Origin of the sequence: Janthinobacterium sp. BJB304 (genome assembly GCF_002735765.1) — a bacterium.
Classification (GTDB): Bacteria; Pseudomonadota; Gammaproteobacteria; order Burkholderiales; family Burkholderiaceae_D; genus Janthinobacterium.
Genome location: NZ_PDZN01000006.1, coordinates 1 through 16,571, shown reverse-complemented (window position 1 = coordinate 16,571; position 16,571 = coordinate 1). Strand labels below are relative to the sequence as shown.

At 62.9% G+C, this 16,571-nt stretch carries 14 protein-coding genes; 9 read left to right on the top strand and 5 right to left on the bottom strand.

Annotation, left to right across the window (positions count from 1 at the left end; all coding sequences use genetic code 11):
* The first annotated feature begins 110 nt into the window (after positions 1-110).
* A complete protein-coding gene (locus tag CSQ95_RS08710; protein ID WP_099409211.1) occupies positions 111-2,057 on the top strand; it encodes a GAF domain-containing sensor histidine kinase in 1,947 nt (648 codons plus the stop codon).
* 383 nt (positions 2,058-2,440) lie between these two features.
* On the opposite strand, the gene CSQ95_RS08705 is transcribed toward CSQ95_RS08710, so the two are convergent.
* Complete coding sequence (locus tag CSQ95_RS08705) at positions 2,441-3,952, bottom strand: DUF3369 domain-containing protein (protein WP_070292411.1); 1,512 nt, start codon at positions 3,950-3,952, stop codon at positions 2,441-2,443.
* A gap of 434 nt (positions 3,953-4,386) precedes the next feature.
* Here CSQ95_RS08705 and CSQ95_RS08700 point away from each other — a divergent pair, with 434 nt between their 5' ends.
* Positions 4,387-4,890 carry a DUF3016 domain-containing protein gene (locus CSQ95_RS08700; RefSeq protein WP_099409210.1) on the top strand — a complete coding sequence of 168 codons (504 nt, stop codon included), beginning with the start codon at positions 4,387-4,389 and terminating at the stop codon, positions 4,888-4,890.
* Positions 4,891-5,028: 138 nt separating this feature from the next.
* Positions 5,029-5,571, top strand: coding sequence for a DUF3016 domain-containing protein (locus CSQ95_RS08695; RefSeq protein WP_099409209.1), 543 nt, complete (start codon positions 5,029-5,031; stop codon positions 5,569-5,571).
* On the opposite strand, the gene CSQ95_RS08690 is transcribed toward CSQ95_RS08695, so the two are convergent.
* The 3 genes from CSQ95_RS08690 to CSQ95_RS08680 form a co-directional block, all read right to left on the bottom strand.
* Entirely contained in the window at positions 5,572-6,357 is a 786-nt protein-coding gene (locus tag CSQ95_RS08690) for an ABC transporter substrate-binding protein (RefSeq protein WP_099409208.1), read from the bottom strand.
* A gap of 71 nt (positions 6,358-6,428) precedes the next feature.
* Positions 6,429-6,872 (bottom strand): thioesterase family protein, encoded by a 444-nt coding sequence (locus CSQ95_RS08685; RefSeq protein WP_099409329.1) that lies wholly within the window; start codon positions 6,870-6,872, stop codon positions 6,429-6,431.
* Between the two features lie 132 nt (positions 6,873-7,004).
* A complete protein-coding gene (locus CSQ95_RS08680; protein ID WP_099409207.1) occupies positions 7,005-8,456 on the bottom strand; it encodes a sorbosone dehydrogenase family protein in 1,452 nt (483 codons plus the stop codon).
* Positions 8,457-8,672: 216 nt separating this feature from the next.
* Between CSQ95_RS08680 and CSQ95_RS08675 the strand changes: the two genes are divergently transcribed.
* A complete protein-coding gene (locus tag CSQ95_RS08675) occupies positions 8,673-9,779 on the top strand; it encodes an S-(hydroxymethyl)glutathione dehydrogenase/class III alcohol dehydrogenase (protein WP_099409206.1) in 1,107 nt (368 codons plus the stop codon).
* A gap of 116 nt (positions 9,780-9,895) precedes the next feature.
* Positions 9,896-10,129, top strand: a complete 234-nt coding sequence (locus tag CSQ95_RS08670; protein ID WP_070312575.1) for a hypothetical protein — start codon at positions 9,896-9,898, stop codon at positions 10,127-10,129.
* Between the two features lie 164 nt (positions 10,130-10,293).
* Here CSQ95_RS08670 and CSQ95_RS08665 read toward each other — a convergent pair whose 3' ends face one another.
* Positions 10,294-11,298, bottom strand: coding sequence for a GlxA family transcriptional regulator (locus CSQ95_RS08665; RefSeq protein ID WP_099409205.1), 1,005 nt, complete (start codon positions 11,296-11,298; stop codon positions 10,294-10,296).
* A 115-nt stretch (positions 11,299-11,413) separates the two neighbouring features.
* Between CSQ95_RS08665 and CSQ95_RS08660 the strand changes: the two genes are divergently transcribed.
* The 4 genes from CSQ95_RS08660 to CSQ95_RS08645 form a co-directional block, all read left to right on the top strand.
* A complete protein-coding gene (locus CSQ95_RS08660) occupies positions 11,414-14,356 on the top strand; it encodes a polymer-forming cytoskeletal protein (RefSeq protein ID WP_143449924.1) in 2,943 nt (980 codons plus the stop codon).
* Positions 14,357-14,444: 88 nt separating this feature from the next.
* Complete coding sequence (locus CSQ95_RS08655; protein WP_099409203.1) at positions 14,445-15,143, top strand: dienelactone hydrolase family protein; 699 nt, start codon at positions 14,445-14,447, stop codon at positions 15,141-15,143.
* A 140-nt stretch (positions 15,144-15,283) separates the two neighbouring features.
* Positions 15,284-15,700 carry an SRPBCC family protein gene (locus CSQ95_RS08650; RefSeq protein ID WP_070217725.1) on the top strand — a complete coding sequence of 139 codons (417 nt, stop codon included), beginning with the start codon at positions 15,284-15,286 and terminating at the stop codon, positions 15,698-15,700.
* A 342-nt stretch (positions 15,701-16,042) separates the two neighbouring features.
* The coding region (locus CSQ95_RS08645; RefSeq protein WP_143449923.1) for a transposase at positions 16,043-16,571 on the top strand (529 nt) is incomplete at its 3' end.

Below are 16,571 nucleotides of genomic sequence, written 5' to 3'. Positions count from 1 at the left end.
TGTTGCTATCGCTTAAGGCAAGATTCTGCGTTTTATGCCGTGCCAAGGCTGGGCTGAACTGATAATATTGATTTTCAGAACATATACTTGCACAAGGTACATAGTCACCCATGGAAAGCCGTCTCAGCCGCCTGGAAGCCGTTCAAACCGTGTTGCTGGAAATCGGGCAGCGCTCGAGCACCTGCAGCGATATCAGCGAATTCCTGCAGGCGGTGCATGCGGCGCTGGGGCGCATCATGTATGCGGCGAACTTTTACGTGGCGCTCAGCGACCGCGACGACGGCCTCGTGCGCTTCCCGTATTTTGTCGACGAATTCGACGCCGCGCCCGATCCGGACGAGGGCGTGCGCCTGGCCAGCGCCGCGCAGTCGCCCACGGCATGGGTCATCGTCAACCGCAAGCAGCTGGTGATGACGGCCGACGACGACGCCATGCGCGCCATCGGCGGCGGCGCCTGGGGCGGCGGCACGGCGGCCGAGCATTGGATAGGCTGCCCGCTGCTGGACCAGCAGCACCAGGTGCTCGGCGCCATCGTCATCCAGAGCTACGACGCCCAGCACCGCTTCAGCCTGGAAGACCAGGCCCTGTTCGCGCTGATCGCCACGCACGTGTCGAGCGCCCTGCAAGGCATGCAAAGCATGGACCGGCTGGAAAAGGCGGTGCAGGAGCGCACGGCCCTGCTGGCGCACGAGGTGGCCGAGCGCCGGCGCGCGGAAAATCTGCAGCACGCGCTGTATGAAATTGCCAACCTGTCGGCGCAGGCGGCCGACGCGACGACCCTGTATGCGCGCCTGCACGCCATCATCAGCGAACTGGTGACGGCAAAGAATTTCCTCATCGCCCTGTACCACCCGGACAACAAGGACATCACGATCCCGTATTTCGTCGACGAGAAAGATGCGCAGGCGCCCGTAAAACGCTTTCATTACGGCATCGGCATGAGTTCCTATGTGCTGGCGCGCCGGCAGGCGTGCCTGCTGGATGCGGACAGCTATGCGGCGCTGGTGGCCAGCGGCGAGATGGACGAGCCGCTGGGCAATGTGGGCATCGCCAGTTGGATGGGCGCGCCCATGCTGCTGGGCGAGAGAAAGTATGGCGTGATCATCGTGCAAAGCTACGACGAATCCGTCGTGTATGGGCAGGCGGAACTGGACGTGCTGGCCTTCATGGCCAGCCATGTGGCCGTGGCGATGGCCCGCATCCAGGCCGACAGCGCCATGCGCCAGGCCAAGGAAGCGCTGGAAGAGCAGAATGCGGCCCTGAACAGCGCCTTGAGCGCCTTGCAGGAAGCGCAGTCGGAACTGGTGCGCCAGGAAAAGCTGGCATCCCTGGGACGCCTGGTGGCGGGCGTGGCGCATGAAATCAATACGCCGCTGGGCATCTGCGTGACGGCCACCAGCCACCTGGTGCAGGAATTGAAGCTCACGCGCGAAGACCTGGACGGCGGCCAGCTCGATGAAGACGGCTTGCGGCAATTTTTCGACATCATCGACCAGACCCTGCGCATCATGACGACCAACACGCAGCGCGCCGCGGCGCTGGTGCGCAGCTTCAAGCAGGTGGCCGTGGACCAGTCCTCGGATGAGCTGCGCAGCTTTAACTTGCGCAAATACCTCGATGAAATCCTGCTGTCCTTGCAACCCAAGCTCAAGGGCAAGCCGGTCAAGGTGGAGATCGACTGCGCGCCCGAGGTGCAGCTGCGCAGCTATCCGGGCGCCGTCTCGCAGATCGTCACGAACATGGTGGTCAATTCACTGGTGCATGGCTTTGCGGAAGGCGAGCCGGGCAGGATCAAGTTGTCCGCCAGGACGGCCGGCGACATGCTGGAACTCGACTACAGCGACGACGGCATGGGCATGGACAGCGCTACCCTGGGCCAGCTGTTCGATCCCTTCTTCACGACCAAGCGGGGCTCGGGCGGCAGCGGCCTCGGTGCGCACATCCTGTACAACCTGGTGACGGGGCCGCTGGGCGGCACGGTGAAGGTGGTCAGCGCGCCGGGGATGGGGTTGCACTACAAGATCCGCTTCCCGCCGGAGCCACGTAGGTCGGATTAGCGGCAAGGCCGCGTAATCCGACGCCGGCGGCTAGGTTAAAAACGGCGGGCCGGAGATGCGGGCCTGAGAAAATGCCGATGGCGGCGTTGCAGCTCCTTGCCGTACGTGCGTACTGTCTGCGTCGCTGCGCCTTGCCCTCGACATTTTTCAGGCCCGCTTGGCCCGGAATACCTGTGTTGGGGGCTTGGGCCGACGCGTGGTTTGTTGGTGTGCGTATCGGGTAATCCGAAAACATCGTTGGCGTGGCCGGTGGTGGTGTCGGATTACGGCCTGCGGCCTAATCCGACCTCCGCCGGCTTTTAATCGGGGAAGCGTTGGTTCAAGGCATGCCAGGTAGGTCGGATTAGCGGCAAGGCCGCGTAATCCGACACCACCGCCAGCTTTTAATCGGGGAAACGTTGATTCAGCGCAAGCGCTTCATCGAGATTCGCAATCAGCAACTCCACATACTGCGGGTCCAAATGGCTGCCGCTCACTTCGCGCAGGTAGCTGACCACGCGCTCGAGGGGCCAGGCGTCCTTGTAGCAGCGCTTGTGCATGAGGGCGTCGAAGACGTCGGCGACGGCGGCGATGCGCGCGTATTTGTGGATGTTTTCGCCCACCAGCCCTTGCGGGTAGCCGCTGCCGTCGAATTTTTCATGGTGCTGGTGGGCGATCACGGCGGCCGCCTTCAAGAGCGGGCGCTGCGAGCCGTCGAGGATGGACATGCCCACCGTCGGATGCTGCTTCATGATTTCCCACTCGGCCGCGTCGAGCTTGCCAGGTTTCAGCAGCACGGCATCGGGCGTGGAAATCTTGCCGATGTCGTGCATGGGCGCCGCGTGGCGCAGCACCATGGTTTCCTCTTCCGACATGCCGGAGGCCTGCGCCAGCAGCTGGCACACTTCGGCCATGCGGCGCACGTGGTTGCCGCCTTCGTGCGAGCGCGATTCGACCACGTCGCCCAGGCGCAGGATCAGCTCGGCCTGGGTGTCGGTGATTTCCTGCGTCAGCAGGATGTTGTCGAAAGCGATCGCCACGCCGGAACAAAATACTTCCAGCAATTGCGCGTCGAGGTCGGAAATCTCTTCCACGCCCTTGAGCACCAGCAGGGAGGCCTTGCCGCTGCTGTTGGGGAAATAGCCGACATAGGTGTCGCCATGCAGGCGCGAAATTTTATTGCTCTTGGCGTCGTCCAGCTGCGACAGCAGGGACGGGCTGAGGATGCCGCCATCGGCTTCATGGTCGCCGATCTGCGCGAGGATTTCATAGTCCTGCTCGCCCGTGATGGCGCTGGCGCCGCGCAGGCGCAGCAGCATGCTCGTTTCCAGGCGCAGCAGGGCGACGACTTGCTGCAGCAGGCCGCTGGCGAAGTCGCGCAGGTTGCGCTGCTTGAAAATGTGCGCCGAGGCGGCGATGACGCGCTCGAGGCCTTCGCGGTAGTGCAGCTGGGCCTGGCGCGCCTCTTCCACCTTCATGATGTCGCGGTAGGCGCGCAGGGCGGCAAAGGTGGTGGTAAACAGCTTGGTGCGGTCGAGCTCGGTTTTTTCCTTGTAGTCGTTGATGTCGTAGTTGACGATCACCCGTTCTTCCGGCGCCTGTCCCGGCTGCCCCGTGCGCAGCACGATGCGCGTAAACTGGTTGCCCAGGTCTTCGCGCATCCAGCGCGCCACCTCCAGGCCGCTGTCTTCGCGTTCCATCACCACGTCGAGGAAGACGAGCGCGATGCCTTCTTCGCGCGCCAGCACCTGCTTGGCCTCGGCGCCGCTGTACGCATGCACAAAGCTCAGGGCGCGGCCCTCGAGACGGAAACGGCTCAGCGTGAGTTCGGTGATGTCGTGGATGTCGGGTTCATCATCGACGAGCAGGACTTTCCAGGGAGGTAACTTGGGCGATGCAGATGACAAAAATGACATAAGGGCGAGTTCCGCTAAAAGGCATAACTGACGCAATGCTGAGACGCCCGCGCCAGGAATTCCTGTGCGCCATGACCGGCGTTGCGCGTTTTTCGGGCGCATTCTGTCGATTGTAGACCGACCGCTAAGTATTAACAATAAGCAAGAACAATTGACTAAAATCATGCAACACACGTGCTAAAAAAGCACTTTAAATCCATGCTGTCAACACTATCTATACTTTATCGCTTAGGCAACTATATTTTCAAGACAATACTTTGTTTTAATTAATATTGCCAATGAATCTGCAAAAAAAGACGGCGCCTTTCCTTCCCGGCGGAAAAGCAGAAAAGTAACAAGGTATGAATTCCGCGTCAGAATGGACTGGAGCGCGCTATATTAGACAGGCATAAGAGGTGGCTCCATGCCACTCACATTTCCTGAAAGGGTACATCATGCAAAAGCAAACGACGCGCGCCCTGATCGCCGGCCTGGCCTTGCTGGCCAGCAGCGCGGCCTGGGCCGGAACCGAAGTGCGGTTCAGCAAACCGGATCAATTCACGGACGTCCCGTTCAACCCGCAGGACCGCGACGACGTATTGAAGGAATTGAGCCGGCATTTCGAGAAACTGGGCGCCTCGCTGCCGCCCGGGCAAACCTTGAAAATCGACGTCACGGACGTGGACCTGGCGGGACGTGAAAATCCATCGCTGCGTGCCGGCCAGGATATCCGCGTCATGAACGGCCGGGTCGACTGGCCGCGCATGCGCCTGCACTATGTGCTGGAACAGGATGGCAAGGTCATCAACAGCGGCAATGCGGCCTTGTCCGACATGTCGTACCTGACCCGTCTCAATCCTTACTTCAGCAATGAAAAGTTGCGCTATGAAAAGTTGATGATCGATGACTGGTATGCCGATACCTTTGGCATCAAGGTAAAGCGCCACGCGCGCAAGTAAGCGGCCCGGTCGGCCGCGTGGCGCCACGCGAAACGTATTGCGCTCCGGAAATGTTCACTTCAGGCTATAGTCAGGCAGGGTAGGCAGAGGCCGGCATGGAGCTGCCGCCGGGCCGTGAACTTTCTGGAGGGAAGGCATATGCGTATTTCCACGATGACGAAAACATGGATAGCCGCCTTGGCGCTGGCTGCGGGCAGCAGTGCCTGGGCGGGCGTCCAGGTGACGTTCGAGAAACCCGATGACTATTCCGACGTGCCGTTCAGCTCGCGCGACCGGGAGCAGGTGCTGGCGGGCCTGGCGGATCACTTCAGCTGGCTGGGCAAGAGCTTGCCCCCCGGTCAGGACCTCAGGATCCAAATCACCGATGTCGACCTGGCGGGACGCGAAGACCCGGCGCGCCGCGGTGCCTTCGATGTGCGCGTGATGACGGGCCGTGCTGACTGGCCCCGTCTGCGCTTGCGCTATACGCTCGAGCAGCATGGCAAAGTCATTGCCAGCGGCAACGCTTATCTGTCGGATATGTCTTATTTGCAACATATCAACCGTTATTCCAGCAACGATGCCTTGCGCTATGAAAAGCGCATGATCGACGAGTGGTTCAAGAATACCTTCGGCGTCAAGCCCCAGGGCCGCAGCAGTCCCGTCCTGACCTTGCAGCCGCGCGACGTTCAGCGCAGGTAATCAACGCAAATAAGCGTCTTCGATGTGCGCCAGCTGGCCGTTCTGCCGCATGGCAAGCAGGGCGGCATTCATTTTCTCGATGAAATCGGTCTTGTAGGAAGGCGTGTTGTGCGCGCTGTAGGCGATGTAGGTGGCTTCGGACGACAGTTCCAGCACTTCGCGCAAGTGAAAACCGTAGCCCGCCAGTTCGCCTTGCAGCCGGCGCGCCGTATGGCGTGCCGCGCCGCGGTCGCTGGCGTAGCAATCGATGCGCCGCAGGGCCAGTTTCTTTAGATTCGCCTCATTGCCCTTGGCCGCATCCAGGCGCAGCAGCCCCTGGCGGGCGGGCGCCATTAACTTTTCCGACAGTAAAAATCCTGTGTTGACGCCGATGGTCAGGCCCGCAAAGTCGGCCGGGAAGTGCGTGCGCGGCGTGCGCATGACGGCGTCATGGCAAAACAGCACCACCGATTCGCGGTGCAGCATGGCCGAGTACGGCTGCACGTATGGCCGTTCCGTCTTGCGTCCGGGCGGGAACAAGCCGAAAACCTTGCCTTTTTCCAGCGCATCGAGCCCCCGTTTCCAGGGGCGCGGCTGCAGTTCCAGCCGGTACCCGGGCATCCGGCTGGCCGCCTGGCGCAGGATATCGATGTACATGCCCTTGAAGGCGCCGTTTTCCACATAGCTGTACGGCGCATAGTCATCGTCGCCGTACAGGATGACGGTTTGCGGCGCGGCCAGGACGGGCGGCAACATGCCCAGCAGCGCCAAGGCCAGGCACAGTCTTGCCGTGATTGCTGATTGCATGCCGCTCCAGATTTAATGTCTTCCTGATAAGCATACAGCATGGCGGCATGACGGCCCGTTTAATCGATCCTTCAATCGATCCAGTTTACCTGTGGAAACTTGCTTGCGAACTCTTCCGCCATGGGCACGACCTGGCTGCGCTTGTAGTTGAAGAAGACAAAGCCGGACTTGGCCATCGCGATCAGGGTGTTGTCGCGCGGACGAGTGATGCGGAAGGTGATGTCGCCGCCATACTTGTTGAAATCCATGACGCCCACTTCGAACAGCAGCTGGTCGCGCGCATGGGCTTCGGCGCGGTAGGTGGTGGCCAGGTCGGTGACGATGATGCCGGTGCCGTCCGCTTCGATGTCGCGCACGCCATATTCGAACAGGAAGCGGGCGCGCGCCTCGGAAATCATGGAAATCATGGAATCGTTGCCGAGATGGTTGCCGGCGTTGATGTCCGTCGTGCGTACCGTCAGTTGCGAGGAATAGCAGTACTGGTCTTCGGGGAATTCAAGTTTCAAACGGGCCATGGTGTTCTCTTGGGCTGGTGCGCAGGGCGCGGCGAAAAAATCCAATTCTAGCCGGTTCGCCGTGCCCCGTCGAAAAACGCCGCCTCAGGCGTGCGCTGCCATGACTGCTTGCGCACGCTGACTGGCCTATGCTTATTTACGGACAATCCGGTACACCTTGCCCGTGCCGCTCAGCATGTACAGCTCGTTTTGCGCATCCTGGCCAAAGGACAGGATGTTGCCCACGTTCGTGATGCCCCAGTCCGTCACAGCGGAGGCGGCGCCATTGCTGTAGCTGAAACTTTTCAGCCAGCCGCCGCAGTAGTCGGAATACAGGTATTGTCCCGCCAGTTCCGGCAAGGCCATGCCCCGGTACACATAGCCGCCCGTGATGGAACAGTTGCCCGCACTGCCGGTGTCGTATTCGATAACGGGCAATACCAGACCCGCCTGGTTGCAACTGGCGCTGTTGTAACAGTGCGCGCCTTCCATGGTGTTCCAGCCATAGTTGTTGCCCGCCTGGCCCACGGGACGCACGTCGACTTCCTCCCAGTTGGCCTGGCCCACGTCGGCGATGTACAGCAGCTGGGCCGGCACGTCGAAGGCGTAGCGCCAGGGGTTGCGCAAGCCGTAGGCCCAGATTTCCCCGCGCCCGCCCGCCGTGCCGGCAAATGGGTTGCCGGGCGGAATGGCGTAAGGCTGGGCTACCGTGCTGGCGTTGACATCCAGGCGCAGCAGCTTGCCCAGCAGCACATTCGTGTTTTGCGCATTGCGGGGCGGGTCGCCGCCACCGCCGCCGTCGCCCGTGCCCGCATACAGATAGCCGTCCGGCCCAAAACTGAGCAAGCCGCCATAGTGGTTGCTGAACGTGGGGTGGGCAATCGTGAGGATGGTCAGCGCGGACAGGGGATCGGCCACGTTGGCGTTGCCGGCCGACACTTGCCTGCGCTCGATGACGATATCGCCGGCCAGGTTGGTGTAGTAGATGAAAAAATAGCCATTGCTGGCGTACTGCGGATGGAAGGCCATCGACAGCAAGCCCCGTTCGCCGCTGGTGGTGGTGAGCGTGCTGATGTCGAGGAAGGGCGTGGCCAGCAGGTTGCCGTTCTGCACCACGCGGATGCGGCCGGGACGCTCCACGATGAAAAGGCGGCTGTCGCCGGGCGGTGCCGTGAGGAAGATGGGCGCGCTCAAGCCGCTGGCCACTTCCTGCAGGCGCAGGGCCAGCGGCGCGGCCGCCGCATACAGGACGCTGGCGCTGGCCGTGGTGCCCGCATTGACTTGCACCTGTTGCGTGACGGGCGTGGGCGCCAGGCTTCCCGTGCCTTGCGCCACGCTGGCGGCATTGATGGCGTAGGCGCCGGGCGCCAGGCTGGTGAGCGTGGTGGTGGCCGTCAGCGTCTTGCTGTACGACGCAGGCCCCGTGACCGTGACGGCGCCCGCCACGCCGGCCGGCAAGCCGCCGATGGCGACGGTCAGATCGCCCGTGGTCGCGCCGGGCACAGGGTGGTGATGGCCGCCGCCGCAGGCGGCCAGCAGGGCCAGGCAGCAGGTCAGCAGCAGGGCCAGCCAGGGGCGGGCAGAGCGGTGAAGGAAAGGGCGCATGTCAGTCTCCTGCGGGAACGCGGCAATGGCTGCTCGATCGGTGCTGGGCTTGTGCCAAGAATGCGCGTCTGTAGGGCGGGAAGATTGAGCTGGCACAAACGTGCGGCGCCATCGGACAAATGCGCCGCGTTTTCAGACAAGCGCGGGGTCCCTTGCGCCGCCACGCTCGCCGGCGTCCGATAATGGCGCATCTGAAACCGAGCAGGAAGACACCCCATGAAAACCAAAGCCGCGATTGCCTGGAAGGCGGGCGCCCCGCTGACCATCGAAGAAGTCGACCTGGCCGGCCCGCGCGCCGGCGAAGTACTGGTCGAGCTGAAAGCCACGGGCATTTGCCATACCGATTACTACACCTTGTCCGGCGCCGATCCGGAAGGTATTTTTCCTGCCATCCTCGGCCATGAGGGCGCCGGCGTCGTCGTCGACGTGGGCCCGGGCGTGACGACCCTGAAAAAGGACGACCACGTCATTCCCCTGTACACGCCGGAATGCCGCCAGTGCAAATTCTGCCTGTCGCAAAAGACGAATCTGTGCCAGGCCATCCGTTCGACCCAGGGCCGCGGCCTGATGCCGGACGCCACCAGCCGCTTTTCGCTGAATGGCCAGCCGCTGTTCCATTACATGGGCACGTCCACCTTTTCCAATTACATCGTCGTGCCGGAAATCGCCCTGGCCAAGATCCGCGAAGACGCGCCGTTCGACAAGGTCTGCTATATCGGCTGCGGCGTGACGACGGGCGTGGGCGCCGTGCTGTTCTCGGCCAAGGTGGAAGCGGGCGCCAACGTGGCCGTGTTCGGCCTGGGCGGCATCGGCCTGAACGTGATCCAGGCCGCGAAGATGGTCGGCGCCGACAAGATCATCGGCATCGACATCAACCCGGCGCGCCAGGCCATCGCGCGCAAGTTCGGCATGACGCATTTCATCAACCCGAACGAAGTGGACAACGTGGTCGACGCCATCGTGCAGCTGACGGATGGCGGCGCCGATTATTCGTTCGAATGCGTGGGCAACACGACCCTGATGCGCCAGGCGCTCGAGTGCACGCACAAGGGCTGGGGCAAATCGTTCATCATCGGCGTGGCGGCAGCGGGCCAGGAAATCTCCACGCGTCCGTTCCAGCTGGTGACGGGGCGCGAATGGCGCGGTTCGGCCTTCGGCGGTGCACGCGGCCGCACGGACGTGCCGAAGATCGTCGACTGGTATATGGAAGGCAAGCTCAACATTGACGACCTGATCACGCACCGCTTGCCGCTCGAACGCATCAACGAAGGCTTCGACCTGATGAAGAGCGGCGAATCGATCCGTTCCGTCGTGTTGTACTAATCTTATCGGATGTACTCATTGCGCAACACTTGACGGACGGGGCTGGGCGGCAGGCTGTACTTCGCTGCCTGCCCCTGCTAGTGTGAAGACATCATGTCTTGCTTTGGGAGCCGTCCATGTTTGCCACTGCCTATCTCGCGACCTTGCGCCGCATGCTGCCCGTCTTCCTCGGCGCGGCCCTGTCTTCCTTGCTGGCCTTGTGGTGGAGCAATGTCGCCATCCTCGCCACGCCCGCCATCTGGCTGGCGCTGCTGGCCACCTATCTGCTGTGCGCACTCCTGTTTACGCCGCTGGCCCGGCAAAGCCGCCAAGTGGCCACGCGCCACGTGCGGCACGGCAAGCCGCGCTGAAATCCTAAGTAACCCCCAATAAATTATTGTGATTTCTGACTTCCATAACCGGCCCTCTGCGGCGTTGCCCTCTGCTAGCAGTGCTCGCACTGCGTCGCAGCAGGCGCCTTGCATAGCATCCGGTTCTGTTCGTCATAAATTCACAATAATTTCCTGAGGATTACTTAACGCGCCGTGCTGGAAAAGCGTTCGCGGTAATCGCGCGGCGTGATGGCGAGTTTCTTTTGAAACAGGCGCCGCAGCCTGTCCTCGCTGTGCAGACCCGCCTGCACGGCCACCTGTTTTAAGGAAGACACATTGTCTTCCAGTAAACGGCGCGCCACTTCGAAGCGCGCCGTGTCGATGAATTCCGTGGGACTGGTGCCCGTTTCGCGCTGGAAGACGCGTGTAAAATTGCGCTCGCTCATGGCCAGCCTGGCTGCCAGCAGCGGCACCGTGAGCTCGTCGGCCAGGTGTTCCATGATCCAGCCCTGCAATTGCCGGATGGTGGGATGCGTCGTCATCTGGCTCGACAGGTGCACGGAAAACTGCGACTGGCCGCCGGGCCGCTTCAGATACACGACCAGGTCGCGCGCCACTTCGAGCGCGATATCGCGGCTGAAATCGTCTTCCACCAGGGCCAGCGCCAGATCGATGCCGGCCGTCACGCCGGCCGACGTCCAGAATTTCCCTTCCCGCACGAAAATCGCGTCGGCATTGACCTGTATTAATGGATAGCGCTGGCGCAGGCTGTCCACGGCGCTCCAGTGCGTGGCGGCGCTCTTGCCGTCGAGTACACCGGCCTCGGCCAGGAAGAAGCAGCCCGTGCACAGGGCCGCCAGCGTATCGATGCGGGGCGCCGCCTCGGCCACCCAGGCGGCGAGAGCGGGAATGTCCTGCAGCACCTGCTCGACGTGGTGGCAGCCGACGATGACGGCCAGGTCGGGCAAGCGGTGCGCATCGAGCGCCTTGCTCGCGTGCAGCGACATCAGGGTGTCCGACTCGACGGGGCCGATGGCCGTCGAGGCGATGCGCACGTCGTAGCCGCCAGGCAGATTACGCAGGCGCAAATGCGTGTTGGCGTAATCAAACACTTTCATGGCGCCGATGGCTTCGAGCGCCTTGAAGCCGGGATAGACGATGATGTCGACGGTACGCAGGGGGAATTCTTTGGGGCTTTGCTTGATCATGCGATATGCGTGAAGGAGATAAATACTGCCATAATGCAATAACAGCGATGGCGTAGATTAGCATGGAATAATCCGCGCGCCCGCTGGCTCCCCACCCACCGGATTCCTCGATATCGTGCGCTTACTTCACTTTTTTTCCGCCCTGACATTGCTGCTGGGCTCCTCGCTTGCCCACGCGGCCACGCTCAACTTCAATGGCGGCGCCGTCAGCGGCTGCAGCCTGAGCACGGACGGCTTGCAATACACGTGCGCCTCGCTGGCGCCGGGCTCCACCGACGTCATCGTCATCGGCAGCGCGTATGGCGTGACGGTCAACAGTTCCCTGGCGATGAGCTACAACCAGGGCTTGACGATGAGCGGCAATGCCGCGCTGACGGTCAAGGGCAATCTCGACATCAAGGACATCAATCCGTCGAACCTGAAAGTGACGGGGGGCAGCTTGAGCGCCGAGGGCGGCACTTTCCTCATGGGCGCGCAGGAACAGACCATTACGGCGAATATTTCCGCCACCACCATCAAGATGGGCTCGAACAACGTCAAGGTGACGGGCAAGATCAGCGCCAAGGGCCCGGTGGAAATCGCCTCGGGTTCCGTCATCAACGGTCCCATCAGCGGCACCGTCGTCAATATCCTGGCTGCCAGTACCCGCATCCAGGGCGATATCACGGCGACCACCTCGCTGACCATCGGTTCCGGCAGCCAGGTGACGGGCAATCTGAAATCGCCGACGATCGACTTGAAGGCATCGGGCCTGCTCGTCACGGGCGACGTGGACGCCAGCAATTCCTTGTCGATCGCTTCCGGCAATGGCATCAAGGGCAATGTGGACGCCGGCGAGGTGACGCTCGACTCGTCCAACGCCTATATCACGGGCAACGCCAAGGTCGACCACATCACCCTGGGCTGGCAGGGCCGCGTGCAGCAGACGATCACCTGCAAGGCCTACACGCCGTCGAACCCGTGCAGTTGCGTGACGAACAACAGCGGCTGGGCTTTCAATGAGCCGATGGGGCCGAAGTGCGGCCCGGGCACCCAGGCCGGGCCGGATCACTTCCAGATCACGCATCCGCCCTCGGCGCTCAGCTGTGCGCCCGCGCCCGTGACCGTGACGGCCTGCGCCGACGCGGCCTGCAGCACCGTCTACACGGGCGCGGCCCAGGTCACGCTGACGCCGGGCGGCGCCGTGGCACAACTCAACGCGACCCTACCGGCGACAGGCACGGCCGCGTCCAGCGTGGCGCAGACCACGCCGGCCAGCAACGTTCCCTTGGGCCTGAGCAGCACGCCGGCGACGACGGGGGCGCTGGTCTGCAAGAGCAGCATCGACGGCAGCGTGACCAATTGTCAGATGGCATTTGTCAGCAGCGCGCTGCAGGTGAGCGGCCTCCCCCGTTATGCCGAGGCCGAGGGCCCCATCGCCATCAGCGCGCTGCAGGCGTCGGCATCGAACCCGCGCGCCTGCGTGCCCCTGTTTTCCAACCAGAACAAGACCTTGCAGCTGCGCTGCAACTACGCCAATCCCGGCACGGGCACCTTGCCCGCGCGCATACAGGACAAGGATGGCACGTATAAACCCCTGGCCGCCAACGCGGGCAGCGCCTGCAGCGCGAACGGTACCGCCGTGCAGCTGGCCTTCGATGCCAACGGCCTGGCCACGCCGAACATGCTGTACGCCGATGCGGGCGCGCTGGGCCTGACGGCCACGTATGCCTCGGCCAGCGGCAGCGACAGCGGCCTGACCATGACGGGCAGCGGCACTGTCATCGTGGGGCCCCTGCGTTTCGTGTTCAGCGCCATCGCCACGCCGCAGCGGGCGGGCCTGGCCGCGTTGCCCGTGGCGCCCGCCACCCGCATCAGCGTATCGGCCGTGAACGTGGCCGACGCCGTGACGGCCAATTTTGGCAGGGAAACGACGGCGCAGACGGTGCTGCTGGGCAGTAGTCTCGTCGCGCCCACCTTTTCCGGCGCCGCCAACCCCGCAGTCGCGGGCAGCCTGGCTTTTAACAACGGCATCGGCACCGCCAGCAACCTGAGCTGGGCGGAAGCGGGCACCGTCCAATTTACGGCGACGATGGCCACCTACCTCGGGGCCCCGCCGCCCGCCGTCAACGGCGTCATCCCGCCGTTCACCACGGGCGCCAGCAACAGCGTGCAATTCATCCCGCACCACTTCGTCACGGAGGTGCCTGGCACTGAGCCCATGCCTTGCAAGGCGCCATTGTCCTGCGCGGCGGGCAGTTTCATCTATGCGCAGCAGCCGTTCAAGCTGCGCGTCACGGCGCAGAATGCCGCGAACGGGACGACGCTCAACTTCGACGGGCGCGACACGGACTTGACGGCCCAGGTGGCCTTGCGCGCCTACGATGCCGCCACGGGCCTGACGGCCTTTCCGCCGGCGGCGCCGTCGGGCAGCCGGCTGAGCGACGGGAGCGCCGCGCAAACCAGCGTGACGGGCATCGCGCCCTCCAGCTTCACGGCGGGCGTGGCCAGCAGCCAGATCGCCTACCGCTTTCCCGGCGCATTTGCGGTACCGGCCGGTACGGTCGCGCTGGCGCCGCCGACCGACGTGCTGTTCCGTGCCACCACTACCTATGCCGGCGGCACCGCCGTGACGTCGGCGCCGTCCGATGCCGGCACGGAAGCGAAGCTGACCGTGCTTACGGGCCGCATCATGGTGCCCCATAGCTACGGTTCCGAGCGCCTGCCGATACGCCTGCCCGTACAGGTGCAATACTGGAATAGCGGCTGGCTGGGCAATGTGTCCGATAGCGTCACGCAGTTCGGGAGTGCCGGGGTCACGCTAGCCAACTGCGGCAAGGGATTTACCTCAGGCGCTGGCGCGTGCAATGGCGTTCTGAAAGTGCAGGGCGGCACCTATGCATTCAAGCAAGGCGCCTTGCCTCCACCCAATGGGCAACTGGTCTTGCTGGCACCCGGCGTGGCGGGTAGCGTCGACGTGTCTGTCAGCGGCTTGCATTACCTGCCCAGCACCCTGGGGCACGTCGTCTTTGGCATCCTCAGATCGGGTCCCGTGATTTACCTGCGCGAGATGTATTGAGCCTGGACCAAGGGCGGGCGCAGACACGGCGAAAAACCAGTAACATGCCTGCTTGTGACATCCTCCCCAACCTCAGACTGGAGTTTCTATGAGCACAACTTCGCAGTGGATCGATATCGCCGGCCCGGACGGCAGCTTCCAGGCTTACCTGGCCGTGCCGCACGTGGGCAAGGGCCCCGCCATCATCCTGTTGCAGGAAATTTTCGGCGTCAACGAGCACATCCGTGCCGTGGCCGACCAGTACGCGGCCGATGGCTATGTGGTGCTGGTGCCGGACCTGTTCTGGCGCGCCGGCGCGCACATTGAACTCGGCTATGACGCGGATGGCTGGAAGCGCGCCGTCGAACTGATGCAGGCCACCGACAATCCGCACGCCGACGCCGATATCGCCGCCACCGTCGCCGTCCTGCGCGCGCGTCCGGAAGCGACGGGCAAGCTCGCTTCGGTCGGCTACTGCTTCGGCGGCCGCCTGTCGTTCCAGGCGGCCGCGGCCGGCCTGGTCGATGCCGCCATCGCCTATTACGGCGGCGGCATCCAGAACAAGCTGGACCTGGCCGACAAGATCCAGGTGCCGCTGCTCATGCATTTCGGCGGCCAGGACAGCCATATCCCGCCGGAAGCCGTGCAAAAGATCGCCGAGCGCTTCGAAGACCGGCAAGACGTGGAAATCCATATCTACCCGGGTGCCGAGCACGGTTTCAATTGCACCCACCGCGACAGCTACCAGCAGCGCGCCGCTGCCCACGCGCACGGTAATTCGCTGATTTTCTTGGCGGAAAATCTATAAGGCAGCCATCCCAGCCTGGCCAGTGGCCATGGTTTGCTCAGCAGCAAAGCCGCATGGGCGCTAAAATAGCGGCTGTGCCGGGCAACTCCGGCCGGCCGGGCGCGGCGCCCGGCAAACCTGGATGAGGAACCGAATTAAAGATGGCCCAAGTAATTGTTTCTGTAACATTGGCGGCAAGCGCCGAAAGAGTGTGGGATTTTATCGGCGGCTTCCAGTCGCTTGCTGAATGGTCGAGCTCCATCAAGACCAGTTTGTCCGAGCATGGCGGCCGCGTGCGCCGCCTGAAAACCACGGACGGCGCCATCATCGCCGAACGCCTGCAAAGCTACAGCGAAGCGGACAAGAGCTACAGCTACACCATCGTCTCGGGCCCGATCCCCGTCAAGAACTACCGTTCCACATTGCGCGTCACGGGCGAACCGGGCGCCGCTTCCTGTGTGGCCGAATGGTCGAGCGAGTTCGACGCGGCCGAAGGCGTGGAAGAGGTCATGGTGGGCGCGTTCCAGCACCTGTACGAGACGGCATTCGTCGACCTGAAACGCATCATGGCGATTTGAATCAACGAGGTAGGTCGGATTAGCGGCTACGCCGCGTAATCCGACACCACCGCCGGCGCTAACAATGTTGTCGGATTACGCGGGGCGATGCCCCGCTAATCCGACCTTGTATTATTCCCCTCATGCCGTTCGTGGTATTGCGAACGGTATCGACCGCTGTCAAAATCTTGGTAGGCATATCAAGACCGGGTAACTGGATGCCGTATCCGCCCTTAGGCCCCGAGCCAGCTCCGTAGATCTCGCACCAGTTACCCATCCTCCATGTCAAGATCGGACAGTATCTTTGGCACCGGCATGCCGGTTAGCCCGCATTTGCAAGGTAGATCGCAAGAGGACCACAGCATGTTTAATTTAGGAATCGACGTTGCCAAGGCCAAGCTCGACTGCGCGCTGCGCCTGCCCAACGGCAAGCATCGTAACAAGGTTGTCGAGAACAACCACCAAGGATTCACCGCGCTCCACGCATGGCTGCTGAAGCATGCTGCCGGCAGCCCCAAGGTGTGCATGGAAGCGACGGGCACGTATTGGGAAGGGGTTGCCGAATATCTCGCTGGACTTGGCATGGTGGTCAGTGTCATCAATCCGGCCCAGATCAAGGCCTTCAGCGCTTCGCGCCTGGTGCGCACCAAGACCGACAAGGCCGACGCACAGCTGATCGCCGACTTCGCCCATGAACGCCAGCCAGAGCCCTGGCAGGCGCCATCGCCGGCCGAGCAATCGCTGCGCGCGCTGGTGCTGCGCCTGGATGCCTTGCAAGCGATGCGCCAGCAGGAAAGCAACCGGCTTGAAGTGGCGCGCGCGGCGGTACGCCAGGGTATCGAGGATCATATTGCCTGGCTCGACGCCGAGATCAAAGCGCTGATCCTGGCGA

Bases quoted from the DNA above. Each gene is read 5' to 3' on its own strand.
- CSQ95_RS08655 (WP_099409203.1), top strand. From the start codon at position 14,445: ATGAGCACAACTTCGCAGTGGATCGATATCGCCGGCCCGGACGGCAGC.
- CSQ95_RS08665 (WP_099409205.1), bottom strand. From the start codon at position 11,298: ATGATCAAGCAAAGCCCCAAAGAATTCCCCCTGCGTACCGTCGACATC.
- CSQ95_RS08695 (WP_099409209.1), top strand. From the start codon at position 5,029: ATGCGTATTTCCACGATGACGAAAACATGGATAGCCGCCTTGGCGCTG.
- CSQ95_RS08650 (WP_070217725.1), top strand. From the start codon at position 15,284: ATGGCCCAAGTAATTGTTTCTGTAACATTGGCGGCAAGCGCCGAAAGA.
- CSQ95_RS08685 (WP_099409329.1), bottom strand. From the start codon at position 6,872: ATGGCCCGTTTGAAACTTGAATTCCCCGAAGACCAGTACTGCTATTCC.
- CSQ95_RS08680 (WP_099409207.1), bottom strand. From the start codon at position 8,456: ATGCGCCCTTTCCTTCACCGCTCTGCCCGCCCCTGGCTGGCCCTGCTG.
- CSQ95_RS08690 (WP_099409208.1), bottom strand. From the start codon at position 6,357: ATGCAATCAGCAATCACGGCAAGACTGTGCCTGGCCTTGGCGCTGCTG.
- CSQ95_RS08675 (WP_099409206.1), top strand. From the start codon at position 8,673: ATGAAAACCAAAGCCGCGATTGCCTGGAAGGCGGGCGCCCCGCTGACC.
- CSQ95_RS08710 (WP_099409211.1), top strand. From the start codon at position 111: ATGGAAAGCCGTCTCAGCCGCCTGGAAGCCGTTCAAACCGTGTTGCTG.
- CSQ95_RS08705 (WP_070292411.1), bottom strand. From the start codon at position 3,952: ATGTCATTTTTGTCATCTGCATCGCCCAAGTTACCTCCCTGGAAAGTC.
- CSQ95_RS08700 (WP_099409210.1), top strand. From the start codon at position 4,387: ATGCAAAAGCAAACGACGCGCGCCCTGATCGCCGGCCTGGCCTTGCTG.
- CSQ95_RS08670 (WP_070312575.1), top strand. From the start codon at position 9,896: ATGTTTGCCACTGCCTATCTCGCGACCTTGCGCCGCATGCTGCCCGTC.